We start from the raw sequence: 15,517 nt of genomic DNA, 5'->3' as shown, positions 1-15,517 counted from the left end.
CAGGTTAAAGGCAAGCCATGAACTGGTCGGAGCAGACCCGTTAGTGCATCAGCGCATAAAGCTTCCGCCGATAGGTGCGCACATCCGGATTGTTGTTCCCCAGCTTTTCAAACAGTTCCACCAGGGAGGTCTTGGCAATGCCGTCCTTGTAAGCAGGGTTGGTCTGCATCAGGCGAATCAGCAGATCCATGGCCTCGGCATTACGGTCATTCAGTGCGTATTGCATTGATAGCTGGTGCAGGGCATCCGGGTCGTTCGGGTCCTGCTCCAGTGCCATTTCCAGGTCCTTGATGGGGGGCAGTTCGCCGGCCTGACGGAGAATTTTCAGGCGCGCCGCCAGCTGCTTCGCCTTGGGTTGCAGTTTCTCTTCCGGGGGCAGGCTTTCCAGTACCTGTTCGGCCGTGTCCAGGTCGCCCTGTTCCGCCTTGATCTGGGCAAGGTCAATCAGCACTTTCAGGTCGTCGGGGTTTTGCTGGTTAAGCTGACTGAAGATTGCCAGTGCACCTTCGAGGTCCCCTTCTTCCCACAGGCGATGGGCCTGATCATAAGGGGCCTCCTGGTCTTCTGCCTTTTCCACGTGGGGCTCGAGTAATTTGCGCACTTCCCCTTCCGGCAGGGCGCTGTTGAAGCCATCAACTGCCTGGCCGTTCTTTACCAGGATCACGGTGGGCAGGCTGCGCACGCCAAGGCTGGCGGTGAGCTGTTGTTGCTCGTCCGCATTGACCTTCGCCAACAGGAAGCCACCGTTATATTCCTCCACCAGTTTTTCCAGGATCGGCATCAACTGTTTGCAGGGGGCGCACCAGTCCGCCCATACGTCCACCAGGATCGGGGTGGTGGCGGACACATCCATGACCTTTTCCTGAAAGTTGTCGATGGTGGCTTCAAAGATGAACGGCGAATTGCTCATGGGTCGGGTACCTGTCCTGATCCGGTTAGAAGGTTCGAAAATCTAAGACCTACATGGTGCCTGAGCCGGCAAATTCAAGACAATGCGCTAAAGCCTTGAATTCCAGATCGTCGCCGCTACATAGGACGGATAAGCGTACCCGGATGCCGGTTGGTATAGGTCCACCGGCCCTCTGCCATCGAGACTATGAGGACACCATGGCCGACGAAACTCGTAACGATGCACCGGAACAGGAAGACATCGCCGAATACATCGGCACTGAAGAGAACAGAGGCAAGGGCCTGATCCTGCCCGGGGAGGCCCGGCCACGGCGCATGTATGTCATTCCGGTGTCCAACCGGCCGTTCTTCCCGGCCCAGGTGCAGCCGGTCATGGTGAACCAGGACCCCTGGCAGGAGACCCTCAAGCGGGTGGGCGACACTGACCACCACATGCTGGGCATCTGTTACGTGGAAGATCCGGACCCGGAGCGCAATATCCCCGGCAGCGACGAGCTGGAGACCATGGGCTGCGCGGTGCGGGTTCACCACGCCCAGGAAGACAGCGGCAAGGTCCAGTTCATCGCCCAGGGCCTGGCCCGCTTCCGCATCACCCAGTGGCTACGCCGCAAGCCCCCCTACCTGGTGGAGGTGGAGTACCCGGAAGAACCGGAGGAGCCCGCGGACGAGTTAAAGGCCTATACCCTGGCCATTATCAGCGCCATCAAGGAACTGCTGCGCTCCAACCCGTTGTATGGCGAGGATGTAAAACAGTACCTGTCCCGCTTCGGGCCGGACGACAGCTCGCCCCTGGCCGACTTCGGTGCCTCCATGACCAGCGCGCCTGGCCGCGATCTGCAGGACGTGCTGGATACCGTTCCCCTGCTCCGTCGTATGGAGAAAGTGCTGGTACTGATGCGCAAGGAGCAGGAAGTCGCTCGCCTGCAGGCGGAAATCAACGAGGAAGTGAACGACAAGGTGCAGAAGCACCAGCGGGAGTTCTTCCTGCGGGAGCAGCTCAAGGTCATCCAGCGGGAACTGGGCATGGCCAAGGACGACAAGACCGCCGATATCGAACGCGTCCAGGCCCGCATGGACAAACTGAAGCCCAACGAGGACGTGCAGGCAAAGTTCGAGGAAGAGCTGCAAAAGCTGCAGGTTCTGGAACAGGGCTCACCGGAGTACGGCGTCACCCGCAACTACCTGGACTGGATTACCCAGGTGCCCTGGGGCATCACCTCGGAGGATCACTTCGACCTGGCCCATGCCCGGGAGGTGCTGGACAAGGAGCACGACGGCCTCAACGATGTGAAGGATCGCATTGTGGAGTTCCTGGCGGAGGGCACCTTCAAGGGCGAGATCTCCGGCTCCATCCTGTTGCTGGTAGGCCCGCCCGGCGTGGGCAAGACCTCTATTGGCCGGTCCATCGCTGATGCCCTCGGCCGGGAATTCTACCGGTTCAGTCTCGGCGGCATGCGGGACGAGGCAGAGATCAAGGGCCACCGCCGCACCTATATTGGCGCCATGCCCGGCAAGTTCGTGCAGGCCCTGAAGGATGCCAAGGTGTCCAACCCGGTCATCATGCTCGATGAGATCGACAAAATCGGTTCCTCGTTCCAGGGCGACCCGGCCTCTGCCTTGCTGGAGACCCTGGACCCGGAGCAGAACCGGGAGTTCCTGGACCACTACCTGGATGTACGGCTTGACCTGTCCAAGGTGCTGTTTATCTGCACCGCAAACCAGCTGGACACCATTCCCCGGCCGCTGCTGGACCGGATGGATACGATTCGCCTTTCCGGCTACATTACCGAGGAGAAGCTGGCCATTGCCAAGCATCACCTGCTGCCCCGCTTGCTGAGGCGGGCCGGGCTGCTGAAGAAGCAACTCAATATTACTGATGCGGCCCTGCGCCAGGTAATCGAGGGCTATGCCCGTGAATCCGGGGTGCGGAACCTGGAGAAGCAGTTACACAAGATTATTCGAAAGGGCATCGTGAAGCTGCTCGAGAACCCGGACCGGCCAGTACGGGTGGGCGTTTCGGACCTTGAGGGGTACCTGGGTCAACTAGCTTTCCGCAAGGAGAAGGCGTTGAAGGGTGTTGGCGTGGTAACCGGGCTGGCGTGGACGGCCATGGGTGGCGCCACGCTGAGCATCGAGGCTTCGCGCATTCACAGTAATCAGCGTGGCTTCAAGCTTACCGGCCAACTCGGTGATGTGATGAAGGAGTCTGCGGACATTGCCTACAGCTATGTGTCGTCAAACCTGAAGCGACTGAAGGGCGACCCGGCATTCTTCGACAAGTCGTTTGTGCACCTGCACGTACCGGAGGGGGCGACGCCGAAGGACGGGCCCAGTGCGGGCGTGACCATGGCCACGGCGCTGCTCTCTATCGCCCGGAAGGAGGCGCCGGCCCAGAATATCGCCATGACCGGGGAGCTGACCCTGACCGGGCAGGTGTTGCCAGTGGGAGGCATCCGGGAGAAGGTGATTGCGGCACGCAGGCAGAAGATCACTACGCTGATTCTGCCAGATGCGAACCGGGGGGATTATGACGAGCTGCCGGAGTACCTGAAGAGCGGGCTTACGGTGCACTTTGCGAAGCAGTACGGCGATGTTTACCAGGTTGTGTTCGGGAACAAGCCAAAGAAAGGAGCTAGTGTTCACTGATTATTGTTATTGGGCTGGACTATTCAGCCTGACAGTTCGGTGCACGGCGCCCCGGGGGTGGGGCGGTCTTTCGCCGCCGCACCCCCGGGGCGCCCCAGACTTTGGTCCAGTCCGGAACAGGGGATGCGTGGTCACCCCTTTTCCAGGGTCCTTGGGTATGTTGAGCTCCGTTGAGCTGCCCCCTTTGGTTGCTCTACCAGATAATCGCGATATCGCCCCGCTGGATGTTTTCCAGGGCGCCGTATTGGGGGATGAGACCGTTGGCGTATTCGGGGAAGACGCTGTCGAGGGTGACTTCGATATCAGCATCCTTGAGTTCCGGGGTGGCGCCCAGGCTGTCGAAATGTGTGGAGCTGCGGTAGAGGGCCAGGGTATCCCCCGGGCGCAGGCCTGAGGTGGCACCGGCTTCCATGGTGACCCTGGTGCCTTCAACGCGGGTAATGCGGGTCATGAAGGGCTGGCAGGACAGGGCGTTCTGGATGTCGTCCCGCATCTGATCCACCAGGCCATCAACGGCCTCCCCATAGCCGGTATTCAGGAAACCGATGGAACCGAAGCCGACGGACTCGCCGACCCCGGCATTCCACTGGCCACTTGTGTCATAGCGTTTCTGGTAGACCGGTGAGCCGCTGAACCCGTCGAAGATCATCAGGTCTGCTATGAATCTCCGGTCGCGGCTGGTTGGGCTGAGGCTTCTGCCAATTTTGTGCAACACGGAGCTGCCCCAGGCCTCCGGGGCTTCCACGCCGATTTCACGAATCACCCCTGCCACCACAAACTGTGCGCCCAACTCCCGGGCCACCTGGGTGACGTTGGTGAGTCGGTTGTCGAACTGACGGGCTGTCGGGGCGTTGGTGACGTCCGGGTATAGCTGGGTAGTGGCGGCCTTGAGCACCTGGAGGTTGCCCTGCGCCTGCAGGCGGGCCTGTATCATTTGCGGCAAGACTTCGCCGGCATCATCGAGGCGACCGTGGCGGGCCTGGTCCGGGTGCTGGACGGTAAAGCCGGTGACTGCCACCCTTTTCTTCAGGCTGGCGGCTTCGCCTACGTGGCAGTTACCGGCGTCTTCGGACACTTCCGCTTTCAGGGTTATACGCAGGGCGTTGCCAACCTGGCGTTCGTCAATGACACGCACATTACGGGCCCGGGCGCTGGACGCCACGGTGAGCCGTGAATTGGTGATCCTTCCCTCTTCTACGGTGTCCTCGCTGCGAATGCGGGCGTCATACTGCAGCGCAACATCTCGCAGGGCAGCCTTGTGGGCCTCTTCCCTGGCGGTGTCCATGTCGCCGCCACGAATGGTGGCGATGCCGGTTCCCTCAAGGACAACCGCGCTGGCCGGCACCACGGGAGTGAGAAGTAGCAGGGTTGCCAGCAGGCTGCGCAGGGATGCGGTTAAGGTCATGGCGGTCAATCCAGGTAGTAGAGAGAGTCCGTGCCTTCCTGGCTGACCACGTCACCGATGGCATCATTGCCCCGCGGCATGGGCGCCGGGCACACCCGCGCCACGTTACGGTCACTCACCCTGGCAACGCATTCGCGGAAACGGCGCTCCAGTTTGAGCTCCATAACGGTTTCCACAACACCGTCGCTGTGCTCGTTGACCGAAACCAGCTTGGCCCCACGGAGGTAGGTGTCCACATAGGTACGGAACATGTCGTTGCGAGCCACAAAATCGCTGACCGTGGAGTTACCGTACACCACCGTGCCGTATACCCTCTCCGCCAGGTTGCGATAGGCATCGAGCTGAGAGGCCCGTCGAGCCATCAGGCGCTTGCGGGTATTTAGCCGGTCACTGGTTGCGTCTTCATAGGTGCCGAACCCGCTGACCCGGACCACAATTGGGTCAAAGCGGCTATCATCCTCGCTTCCTGAATGATAATAGCCGCCATGCATGCAGCCGCTCAGCACGATCAAGCCGACGACGGCCATTAACACTGATTTCATGAACAAGACTCCGGTTAAACTGCCAGATGCTTTCAGGGGGTTATGAAAGATCTGTTCCAACTTTTTCAGAATATTGATTTGATTATACTTTCCAGAAATCTGCACGCATTCAGCGACGACAGCGGCAAAGACTGGCCGCCCCCCCTGGCCCGCGACCACGCCCCCCCTGGACTACACGCTTGCCCCGCAGTTTTGCCTGTTACCCGACACGGCTTCATAATCCCCGCACTGATGACCCAAGACAGCGAGGACCTGGTCCCATGAGAATCTATCTGGTTGGCGGTGCGGTCCGGGACGAGTTGCTCGGCATACCGGTCAAGGACCGGGACTGGGTGGTGGTTGGTGCCACGCCCGACGAGATGCTTGCGAAGGGCTACAAGCAGGTGGGCGCTGACTTTCCGGTTTTCCTGCACCCGGAAACCCGGGAGGAGTATGCCCTGGCCCGCACCGAGCGCAAACAGGGCCATGGCTACCACGGTTTTACGGTGTACAGCGCACCGGACGTTACCCTGGAGCAGGACCTCAAGCGCCGGGACCTGACCATCAATGCCATGGCGCAGGCGGAAGATGGCTCCCTGGTGGATCCTTTTGGCGGCCGGAACGATCTGGAAAGCCGTAAACTTAGGCATGTTTCCGACGCCTTCTCCGAAGATCCTTTACGCATACTAAGAACCGCCCGTTTCGCGGCCAGATTTCATCACCTGGATTTCCGGGTGGCCGATGAAACCATGACCCTGATGCAGCAGATGGTTACCGACGGGGAGGTAGAGCACCTGGTTCCGGAGCGGGTGTGGCAGGAGGTCCAGCGGGCGCTGCATGAGGTCACCCCTGTGACGTTCTTCGAGGTACTCAGGGAAACCGGGGCCCTCAGCATCCTCATGCCGGAACTGGCGGGAGACGAGGAGGCCTTCGGCAAGGCCATGGCGGCCCTGACCGCTACTGCTGAAAAGGAGCTGGCCACAGAGTGCCGTTTTGCCGCCCTGCTCCACCCCCTCTCACCGGCTGAGGCACCGAAACGGGCCGCAGCGCTGAAGGCGCCCAATGATTGCCGGGACCTGGCGCGGCTGGTGGTTGAGCTGGCGCCTTTTATTGGAGAACGCTCTTTGACAGCGGAACGGGTGCTTGAGTTGTTTAACCATGCGGATGCGTGGCGACGGCCTGAAAGGTTTGGCCTGCTGTTGCAAACCCTGACCTGTCTGCCAGATGGGCCGGGAACCGAGGTTAGCCAGACACTGGAACGTGCCTTGGACGATGCCCGTGCAGTGGATGCCCGGTCTTTGATGGCGAAGGGGTTCAAGGGTAAGGAGCTTGGTGAGGCTATTGGGCGGGAGCGACTTCGGGCGATTGACCAAAGTCTTGAGTAATGCTTTTCCAGCCTGCTGGGTGTTGGTGGTGGGGCATGGGTTGCTGGTTACTTTCCAAGCCTGTGAGTTTGGGGGCAGGAGGGCTTGGGTGGTTGGCTTTTCTCCACCGCAATTCACGGCCCATCCCTGGGCCGGCCTTGCTCCGCGCCATCCCTGGCGCTGTTACGAAAAGCCAACCACCCAATCCCTCTTACTGACCTCCGGGTATTCGGATCTCTATTGCCAGGATCAGACCGAAAAACACCTACGCCCCTGTTCTTCTTCTGACAAGATTTAGTGACTGGGCAAACCCGCCCCTAATTAGGACGACTGAACCAATTCAGATAGAATTCTCGACTTGCTCATCGAGGACAGCACGAAACTTTATCCGGTATCCGGTGGGGGCCTTCTGGAGCAGCGCCATGGATGGCGCGGTGCAAGGCGGGTGCCAGGGACGGCCCCTGAATTGCAGCGGAAGAAGGCCCCCACCGGGTACCGAGCCCCCGAAACCCGATCACGAAGGGGCAGAACCCAAAAACGGAGACACCCCCAAAATGCAAGACGTAGTCATAGCAGCCGCAAAACGCACCGCCATCGGCACCTTTGGTGGCTCACTTTCCAGTCTGAAAGCGGACCAGCTGGGTACCGCCGTTATCAAGGCCCTGCTGGAAGAGACCGGCGTAGCCGCTGACCAGATCAATGAAGTTATTCTTGGCCAGGTACTGACCGCTGGCAGTGGCCAGAACCCGGCTCGCCAGGCCGCCATCAATGCCGGCATTCCCGCCTCCGTTCCGGCCATGACCATCAACAAGGTCTGCGGGTCCGGCCTCAAGGCCGTTCACATGGCCGTTCAGGCCATCCAGTGCGGCGATGCGGACATGATCCTCGCCGGCGGGCAGGAAAGCATGAGCCAGTCACCCCATGTGGTGCCCAACAGCCGTAATGGCCAGCGCATGGGCAACTGGACCATGATCGACACCATGATCAATGATGGCCTGTGGGATGCCTTTAACGATTACCACATGGGGGTTACGGCCGAGAACATTGTCGAGAAATACGGCATCAGCCGGGAAGAGCAGGACGAATTCGCCGCCGCCTCCCAGCAGAAAGCCGCTGCCGCGCGGGCCGAGGGGCTGTTTGATAGCCAGATTGTCCCGGTCTCCATCCCCAAGCGTAAGGGCGACCCGATCGTCGTCGACCAGGATGAAGGCCCCCGGGACGGCACCACCGCTGAAGGACTGGGCAAGCTCAAACCCGCGTTCAAGAAGGACGGCACCGTAACTGCAGGTAACGCCTCATCCCTGAACGATGGCGCTGCAGCCGTGCTGGTTTGCAGTGCCGCCAAGGCGAAGGAGCTGGGCCTGACTCCGCTGGCGACCATCAAGGGCTACGCCAATGCCGGTGTCGACCCCACCATCATGGGCACCGGCCCGATTCCCGCCAGCCAGCGTTGTCTCCAGCGTGCGGGCTGGACCGTGGATGACCTGGACCTCGTCGAGGCCAACGAGGCCTTTGCCGCCCAGGCCATTTCCGTGAACCGTGACCTGGGCTGGGACACCAGCAAGGTGAATGTTAACGGCGGCGCCATTGCCCTCGGCCACCCCATCGGTGCCTCTGGCTGCCGCATCCTGGTCACCCTGCTGCACGAAATGCAGCGCCGTGATGTGAAGAAAGGGCTGGCAACCCTGTGCATCGGCGGTGGCATGGGCGTGGCCCTGGCCGTCGAGCGCTGCTGATCACGTCTGTGCTCAATATTGTGCTCTACGAGCCGGAGATACCACCCAACACGGGCAATATCATCCGGCTCTGCGCCAATACCGGCTGCCGGCTGCATCTGATTGAACCCCTGGGGTTTACCCTGGAAGACAAGCAGATGCGCCGGGCCGGACTGGATTACAGCGAATACGCCAGCGTTGAAGTGCACCCCAACTACCAGGCTTTTCTGGAAAGCGAGCGTCCCGGGCGATTGTTCGGGCTGACCACAAAAGGCAGTCACCCGTACCACCGGGTCAGGTTTGAAGCGGGAGACTACCTGATGTTCGGACCGGAAACCCGGGGCCTGCCAGAGGCTGTGCGTGAAGGGCTGCCGGCGGACCGCCGACTCCGTATTCCCATGCTGCCCCATAGCCGTAGCTTGAATCTCTCCAACGCAGCTGCCGTGGTGCTGTACGAGGCCTGGCGCCAACTGGGCTTTGACGGCGCAAGCTGACAGCAAACCAGGCACCCACAAAAAAACCGGCTGCAACGACGCTTGTGGAGCGCGAAGGCAGATGCCTCAGTGGGTCTGCTGACCCTCGGCCGAGGCCTCACCTTGCTGCTTCTGCTCTTCCTGCTTGCGCTTCACCGCCTGGGCGAAGATAGCGTCGAAGTTCACCGGCGCCAGCATCAGGGCCGGGAAGCTGCCCTTGTTGACCACATTGTCGATGGTCTCACGGGCATAGGGGAACAGCAGGTTCGGGCAATAGGCGCCCAGCATGGGCGGTACCTGCTGCTCGGGGAAACCATTGAGCAGGAACACACCTGCCTGCTGGATTTCCACCAGGTAGGCGACCTTGTCTTCCACCTTGGCGGTGATGGTAATGGACAGCACCACTTCGTACTGGGTGTCGCTCACCTTTTTATGGGAGGTGTTCAGGTCCATGTTCACGGACGGCTTCCACTGCTGCTGGAAAACGTCCGGCGCATTGGGAGACTCGAAGGACAGGTCCTTCACGTAAATGCGCTGCAGTGCGAACTGGGGCTGGTTCTGGTTGGCGTTTTCGTTGCTGCCGCCGGCAGCCTGCTGATCGTTCTCAGCCATGATCTTTCCTTATTTGCTTGTGCGTTCGGTTTTTATTTCTTCACCAGGGGAAGGTTGGACGCCTTCCAGTCGCCGATGCCGCCACTGAGCCGTACCACATTATCGTAGCCTTCGGCGTTAAGCTGTTTTACCGCCATGGCAGCGTGCTGGCCCATCTTGTCCACCACGATCACGGTCTTGGCCTGGTGCTTCTTCAATTCCCCGGCACGGTCCTTGATGGCGTTCAGGGGGATATGGATGGAGCCGGTAATGCGCCCCTCATTGAATTCCTTGCGGTCGCGAATGTCCACCACTACGGCTTCATCACGGTTGATCAGGTTCACAGCCTGCTGCGCTGATACTTTCTTGCCACCACGGCGATTCTCCACGAAGAACAGTGCCAGCAGCAGGGCCACAAAGATGGATACCAGAATGTAATGATTTACGACGAACTCAAACAACCGTTCCATGAACCTGTCCCGAAAGAATAATTTGGCCGGATTATACACACCCTCTGCCGGGGACAGAAGGCGGCTTCCATAGCCCGGAACACCGGATTCGGGTTAGAATTCACCCTCAAATTCCCCGGAGGCCCCGGAGCCGGTTCCCGAGCGTGCTCGGAGCCCGCGGCCGGCCCTCCACAACCACACCGGATTGAGTAATGACCAGCACTCGCAAGACGACGGCACTGATCATACTGGACGGCTGGGGCCACCGTGACCCCGCCGCGGACAACGCCATCAGCCTGGCCAACACCCCGTTCTGGGACAAGGTCTGGGCAGAACAGCCCAAAACCCTGATCAACACCTCAGGTATGTTCGTGGGCCTGCCACAGGGCCAGATGGGCAATTCGGAAGTCGGCCATATGAACCTGGGTGCCGGCCGGGTGGTTTACCAGAGCCTCACACGCATCGACAAGGACCTGGAAGACGGTACCTTCAACGAAAACCCGGCCCTGTGTGCTGCCATCGACAGGGCGGTCACCAACGATGGTGCCGTCCATCTGATGGGCCTGCTGTCTCCGGGTGGTGTTCATGCCCATGAGGACCACATCCTTGCCGCTGCCGAGCTCGCCGCCAGCAAGGGTGCAAAGCGGGTGTATATCCATGCCTTCCTCGACGGTCGCGATATGCCGCCCCGCAGCGCCCGCCCGTCCCTGGAGAAAGCCGCTACGAAGATGAAATCCTTGGGTGTTGGCCGGGTTGCTTCCATCGTAGGACGCTATTTCGCCATGGACCGGGACAATCGCTGGGACCGGGTAGCGGAAGCCTACAATCTGATGACTCTCGGTGAGGCTGAGTTTATCGCCCCCGACCCGCTGACTGCTATTGATGAAGCCTATGAGCGGGGCGAAAACGACGAGTTCATCAAGGCCACCCGCATTCAGGGTAACAATGAACCGGACGCCACCATCAATGATGGTGACGCGGTGCTGTTCATGAACTTCCGCGCCGACCGGGCCCGGGAAATGACCCGCGCCTTCGTCGACCAGGATTTTGATGGCTTCGAACGCCGCAAACACCCTGCCCTCGCGGACTTCGTGATGCTCACCGAGTACGCGGCGGATATCAAAACCTCCTGCGCCTACCCGCCGGAGCAACTGAAAAATGGACTGGGTGAATATGCCTCCTCCCTGGGCAAGACCCAGTTACGCATCGCCGAAACCGAGAAGTACGCCCATGTGACCTTTTTCTTCAATGGTGGCCTGGAAACGCCGTTCGAGGGAGAAGACCGGATCCTGGTGCCTTCCCCCAAGGTGGCCACCTATGACCTGCAGCCGGAAATGAGCGCGCCGGAGGTCACCGACAGGCTGGTTGAAGCAATTAAAAGCGGCAAGTACGACCTGGTGATCTGCAACTATGCCAACGGTGACATGGTTGGCCACACCGGCAAGCTGGATGCCGCCATCAAGGCCGCTGAATGCGTCGACCAATGCGTTGCGCGTGTCGCCGAGGCCCTCGGCGAAGTAGGCGGCGAAGCCCTGGTGACCGCCGACCACGGCAACTGTGAGCAGATGACCGACCCATCCTCCGGCCAGGTGCACACTGCCCATACGGTCGGCCCGGTGCCACTGGTGTACATCGGGCACCGCCGGGTGTCCCTGAAGGATGACGGCGCCCTGAGCGATGTTGCTCCTTCACTGCTGACATTGATGGGCCTGGAACAGCCCGAAGAGATGACCGGCCACAGCCTGGTCGAACTCGGCCAGGACTGATTGCCCATTGAGGCGGCTACTGATGGCAGCTAATGCCACCGCAAGACCTGTGAGAGGCGCCACCGGAATAGTCCGGCTGGCGCTTTTTGCGTTTTTGCTCACTGGCACCGCACAGGCCCAGGAGCAGGTAACCCCTGCCCAGGTGAAAGCGCTCAAGGAAGAGATCGAGGAGATCAATGAATGGCTCTCGGAAGCTGAGGAGGACCGCTCGGAGCTTGAGCAAACCCTGGCGCGCACCGAAAAGGAAATCAGCCGCCTTACCCGGGAACGCCGTGAGCTTCAGGACAGACGCCGCCAGCAGGCCCGGGAGCTGGAAGCACTGGAACAGCAGGAAAAAGACCTTGACCAGAACCTGCAGGAACAGCGCTCCGCCCTGAAACAGCAACTCAGGGGCGCCTGGATGGAAGGCCAGGCCCCGGCCATCAAGGTTCTGCTGAACGAGGCAAACCCCCAGGAAATCGCCCGCACCATGACCTACTACGAATATCTCAGCGGCGATAACCTGCAACGCCTGGAAACCTTCAACAACACCCTTGCCGAGCTTGAGACCACCCGTCAGCGCAAGCTGGAGGCCCAGGCAGAAGTCGTTCGCCTGGAGAAAGAAGCTGAGCAGCGCCACCAGGCCCTTCAGGCCCGCAAGGCCACACGGGAGAAAACCCTGGCCAGCCTGGAGCAGGATATTGCAGCCCGACAGAATCAACGCAGCAGCCTGGAGGCCGACAGGGAGCGGCTGGAGAAACTGCTGAAAGAAGTGGAAGAAGCCATCGCCAACATCCCCTCTCCCACTGAGACGGAACCATTCAGTAAACGCCGGGGCGGCCTGGCCTGGCCCGCAGAAGGCCGGCTGGTGGCGGCATTCGGTGGCTCCATGGCCCAGGGCCATCTGCGCCGTAACGGTATCCTTGTGAACACGGAAGAAGAGGCGGAAATCAAGGCCGTACACTATGGTCGTGTGGTCTTCTCCAACTGGTTACGGGGCTTCGGTATGATGACCATCATCGATCATGGTGAAGGGTACATGACCCTGTACGGCCACAGCTCCAGCCTGCTGACCAGCCCCGGCGATTGGGTCCGGGCCGGCGAAACCATCGCCCTGGCTGGTCGTACTGGCGGCACCACTGATCCCGCCGTGTATTTTGAACTGCGTCACAACGGCAAACCCCAGAACCCCACAGGCTGGCTCAAACGCCGTTAAAACAATGACTAGTGTGCGACCAACCGGGCTGACAAACGTCTCCCGGGGCGCCATACTGACCGGCGAGATACTGAATCCTGAGTACTGTCGCAGTACCCAGCCTCTACTACAGGAATGCTGAATGAAACGGGTTATCCAAGGTCGTAAAACCACTCTTCTCGGCGGCTTGCTGGTACTTTCCTGCCTGTACGGCGCCTTTGCCACTGCCCAGGAATCCCGGCCGACAGAGGCATCGTCTCCCCATTCCGGCCAGTTCGAAGAAGAGGCTACCCTGCCCCTGGATGACCTCCGTAAATTTACCGAGGTCTTCAGCCGCATCAAGGAAGCCTACGTGGAAGAGGTTTCCGACAAGAAGCTGCTGGAGAGTGCCATCAAGGGCATGCTCTCCGGGCTTGACCCCCATTCCGCCTACCTGGAACCCACCGAATACGAAGCCCTGGAAGAAAGCACTACCGGCGAGTTCGGCGGCCTGGGCATTGAAGTGGGTATGGAAGACGGCTTTGTGAAAGTCATCGCCCCCATCGATGACACCCCCGCGCAAAGGGCTGGGGTGCAGGCTGGCGACCTGATCATCAAGCTGGGCGACGAGCCCGTAAAGGGCATGACCCTGCAGGACGCGGTCACCCGCATGCGCGGCAAGCCAGGTACCATCCTGACCCTGACCATCATGCGTGACGGTGAGAGTGCCCCCATCGAAATCGATGTTGAACGCGCAATCATCAAGGTCACCAGTATCAAGTCCCGCATGCTGGAGCCGGGTTACGGCTACGTACGCATTACCCAGTTCCAGGATGAAACCGGCGGCCAGTTCGTGGACGCCATCGAGGAACTGATCGCAGACCATGGCGGCGACCTGGACGGCCTGATCATCGACGTGCGCAACAATCCCGGAGGCATCCTCCAGGCGGCCGTGGAAACCTCCGACGCACTGCTGGATGAAGGTCTGATTGTCTATACCGAGGGCCGCATCCAGAGCTCCCGCCTGCGTTTCAACGCCAAGGCCGGCGATGTGGCCAATGGTGCACCCATCGTTGTACTGATCAACGGCGGTTCCGCATCCGCCTCTGAAATCCTGGCCGGCGCACTGCAGGATCACGAGCGAGCCGTCGTCATGGGCACCCGCTCCTTTGGCAAGGGCTCTGTACAGACGGTTATCCCCCTGGATGAAACCCATGCCATCAAGATGACCACCGCCCGTTATTTCACCCCGGACGGCCGCTCCATCCAGGCCCGGGGTATCGCGCCGGACATCGAGGTACGCCCGGCGACCCTGACCGAGATTGAAGGCGGACCCTTCTTCAGCGAAGCCAGCCTGAGCGGCCACCTGGAAAACGGCGAAGGCGACATTCGCCCGGAAGACCGGGAAAGCAACGGTAACCCCGAAATCGACCGGGACTACCAGCTGCGCTCAGCCCTGAACCTGCTCAAGGGACTGGGCATTCTAACCAGACGGGGAGACCGGGCAGAGTGAGGCTACGCACTACCGTCAAGGCCCTAGCGTTACTGCTGGTGGCAACACCGGGGGCTGCTGAACCAACCGAAGAAGCGCCAGCGGTGGAGGGCTTACAGCCCACCATTGCCATCATCATTGATGACATGGGCGCCAATGCCTTTGAAGGCCGCCGGTTGATCAACATGGAGCAGCCCCTGACCCTGGCCTTCCTCCCCTACCGGCGCCACACCACCGAACTGGCCACGCTGGCGCACCGCAACCACAAGGAAGTCATGCTCCACGCCCCCATGGACAACACCCGCAGTATCGGCCTCGGGGCCGGCGGACTGACCGCGGACATGGACAAGCCCACCCTGACAAATACCCTGCGCCGGGCACTCCACGCCATTCCCCATGTGCAGGGCGTCAACAACCACATGGGCAGCCTGCTGACGCAATTGCCCCAACCCATGGGTTGGGTGATGGAGGAGCTGGACCACTACCCGCTCTACTTCGTCGACAGCCGCACCATCGCCACCACCGTAGCGGGCCAGGTCGCAGCCGACCGCAACATCCCCAGCCTCACCCGCGATGTTTTCCTCGACCACGAACAGACCGAGGAATTCGTCCACCAGCAGTTCCAGCAACTTATCCGCAAGGCCCGCCAAAACGGCACCGCCATAGCCATCGGCCACCCTCACACGGTCACAGTCGACTACCTGGAAAAAGCCCTGCCGGAACTGGACGAACAGGGCATCTCGGTCGCCACCGTCAGCGGCATCTGGGCTATTCGGAACGGTAACCGGAGGATGTTTGCGGAAGGAGAGAAGCGGGAGATTGTGACGACGGTGGCCCGGAGCCACAGAGACTGATCGGCTAATAGCTCAAGGGGTATTGGCCACGAGAAACACGGCCCTTCGACAGGCTCAGGGCGGACGGAAAAAAAATTTCTGCCACGAAATCCACCAAAACCACCAAAACCACCAAAACCACGAAAAGAAAAGCTTAAAATTCTTTTGCCACGGACACTCACGGACTGACACGGACGCCC

At 60.5% G+C, this 15,517-nt stretch carries 13 protein-coding genes; 8 read left to right on the top strand and 5 right to left on the bottom strand.

Annotated elements, in window-relative coordinates; translation table 11 throughout:
• Positions 1-40: 40 nt before the first annotated feature.
• Positions 41-910: a thioredoxin family protein gene (locus LJ360_RS04500; RefSeq protein ID WP_091851110.1), complete on the bottom strand. Its 870-nt coding sequence runs from the start codon at positions 908-910 to the stop codon at positions 41-43.
• 197 nt (positions 911-1,107) lie between these two features.
• Between LJ360_RS04500 and lon the strand changes: the two genes are divergently transcribed.
• Positions 1,108-3,555, top strand: a complete 2,448-nt coding sequence (lon, locus tag LJ360_RS04495) for an endopeptidase La (RefSeq protein WP_264995404.1) — start codon at positions 1,108-1,110, stop codon at positions 3,553-3,555.
• Between the two features lie 193 nt (positions 3,556-3,748).
• Here the strand turns inward: lon and LJ360_RS04490 are convergent, their stop codons facing one another.
• Positions 3,749-4,960, bottom strand: coding sequence for a flagellar assembly protein FlgT (locus LJ360_RS04490; RefSeq protein ID WP_264995403.1), 1,212 nt, complete (start codon positions 4,958-4,960; stop codon positions 3,749-3,751).
• A 5-nt stretch (positions 4,961-4,965) separates the two neighbouring features.
• Positions 4,966-5,451, bottom strand: a complete 486-nt coding sequence (locus tag LJ360_RS04485; RefSeq protein WP_264995992.1) for an LPP20 family lipoprotein — start codon at positions 5,449-5,451, stop codon at positions 4,966-4,968.
• Between the two features lie 311 nt (positions 5,452-5,762).
• Here LJ360_RS04485 and LJ360_RS04480 point away from each other — a divergent pair, with 311 nt between their 5' ends.
• The 3 genes from LJ360_RS04480 to trmL all read left to right on the top strand — a co-directional run bounded on the left by LJ360_RS04480 (position 5,763) and on the right by trmL (position 9,054).
• Positions 5,763-6,866 (top strand): multifunctional CCA tRNA nucleotidyl transferase/2'3'-cyclic phosphodiesterase/2'nucleotidase/phosphatase, encoded by a 1,104-nt coding sequence (locus LJ360_RS04480; RefSeq protein ID WP_264995402.1) that lies wholly within the window; start codon positions 5,763-5,765, stop codon positions 6,864-6,866.
• A gap of 533 nt (positions 6,867-7,399) precedes the next feature.
• On the top strand, positions 7,400-8,581 hold the full coding sequence (locus LJ360_RS04475) for an acetyl-CoA C-acetyltransferase (protein ID WP_264995401.1): 1,182 nt from the start codon (positions 7,400-7,402) through the stop codon (positions 8,579-8,581).
• Between the two features lie 8 nt (positions 8,582-8,589).
• Positions 8,590-9,054: a tRNA (uridine(34)/cytosine(34)/5-carboxymethylaminomethyluridine(34)-2'-O)-methyltransferase TrmL gene (gene trmL / locus LJ360_RS04470; protein WP_264995400.1), complete on the top strand. Its 465-nt coding sequence runs from the start codon at positions 8,590-8,592 to the stop codon at positions 9,052-9,054.
• Between the two features lie 66 nt (positions 9,055-9,120).
• On the opposite strand, the gene secB is transcribed toward trmL, so the two are convergent.
• Positions 9,121-9,645: a protein-export chaperone SecB gene (gene secB / locus LJ360_RS04465; protein WP_091851096.1), complete on the bottom strand. Its 525-nt coding sequence runs from the start codon at positions 9,643-9,645 to the stop codon at positions 9,121-9,123.
• A 32-nt stretch (positions 9,646-9,677) separates the two neighbouring features.
• Positions 9,678-10,094, bottom strand: a complete 417-nt coding sequence (locus LJ360_RS04460) for a rhodanese-like domain-containing protein (protein WP_264995399.1) — start codon at positions 10,092-10,094, stop codon at positions 9,678-9,680.
• A gap of 191 nt (positions 10,095-10,285) precedes the next feature.
• Between LJ360_RS04460 and gpmI the strand changes: the two genes are divergently transcribed.
• The 4 genes from gpmI (at position 10,286) to LJ360_RS04440 (ending at position 15,338) form a co-directional block, all read left to right on the top strand.
• The gene (gpmI, locus tag LJ360_RS04455) at positions 10,286-11,839 is read left to right on the top strand and encodes a 2,3-bisphosphoglycerate-independent phosphoglycerate mutase (protein WP_264995398.1); all 1,554 of its coding nucleotides are present in this window, start codon (positions 10,286-10,288) and stop codon (positions 11,837-11,839) included.
• A 22-nt stretch (positions 11,840-11,861) separates the two neighbouring features.
• Entirely contained in the window at positions 11,862-13,034 is a 1,173-nt protein-coding gene (locus tag LJ360_RS04450) for a murein hydrolase activator EnvC family protein (protein ID WP_264995397.1), read from the top strand.
• A gap of 121 nt (positions 13,035-13,155) precedes the next feature.
• Positions 13,156-14,505: a S41 family peptidase gene (locus LJ360_RS04445; RefSeq protein WP_264995396.1), complete on the top strand. Its 1,350-nt coding sequence runs from the start codon at positions 13,156-13,158 to the stop codon at positions 14,503-14,505.
• Positions 14,502-15,338, top strand: coding sequence for a divergent polysaccharide deacetylase family protein (locus LJ360_RS04440; RefSeq protein WP_264995395.1), 837 nt, complete (start codon positions 14,502-14,504; stop codon positions 15,336-15,338). The genes LJ360_RS04445 and LJ360_RS04440 overlap by 4 nt, the downstream gene beginning before the upstream one ends.
• The last annotated feature ends 179 nt before the right edge of the window (positions 15,339-15,517 follow it).

The organism is Marinobacter sp. AN1, from assembly GCF_026013985.1.
Classification (GTDB): domain Bacteria; phylum Pseudomonadota; class Gammaproteobacteria; order Pseudomonadales; family Oleiphilaceae; genus Marinobacter; species Marinobacter segnicrescens.
The sequence above is the reverse complement of the archived record's forward strand: the minus strand, read 5'-3'. Positions and strand labels throughout refer to the sequence as shown.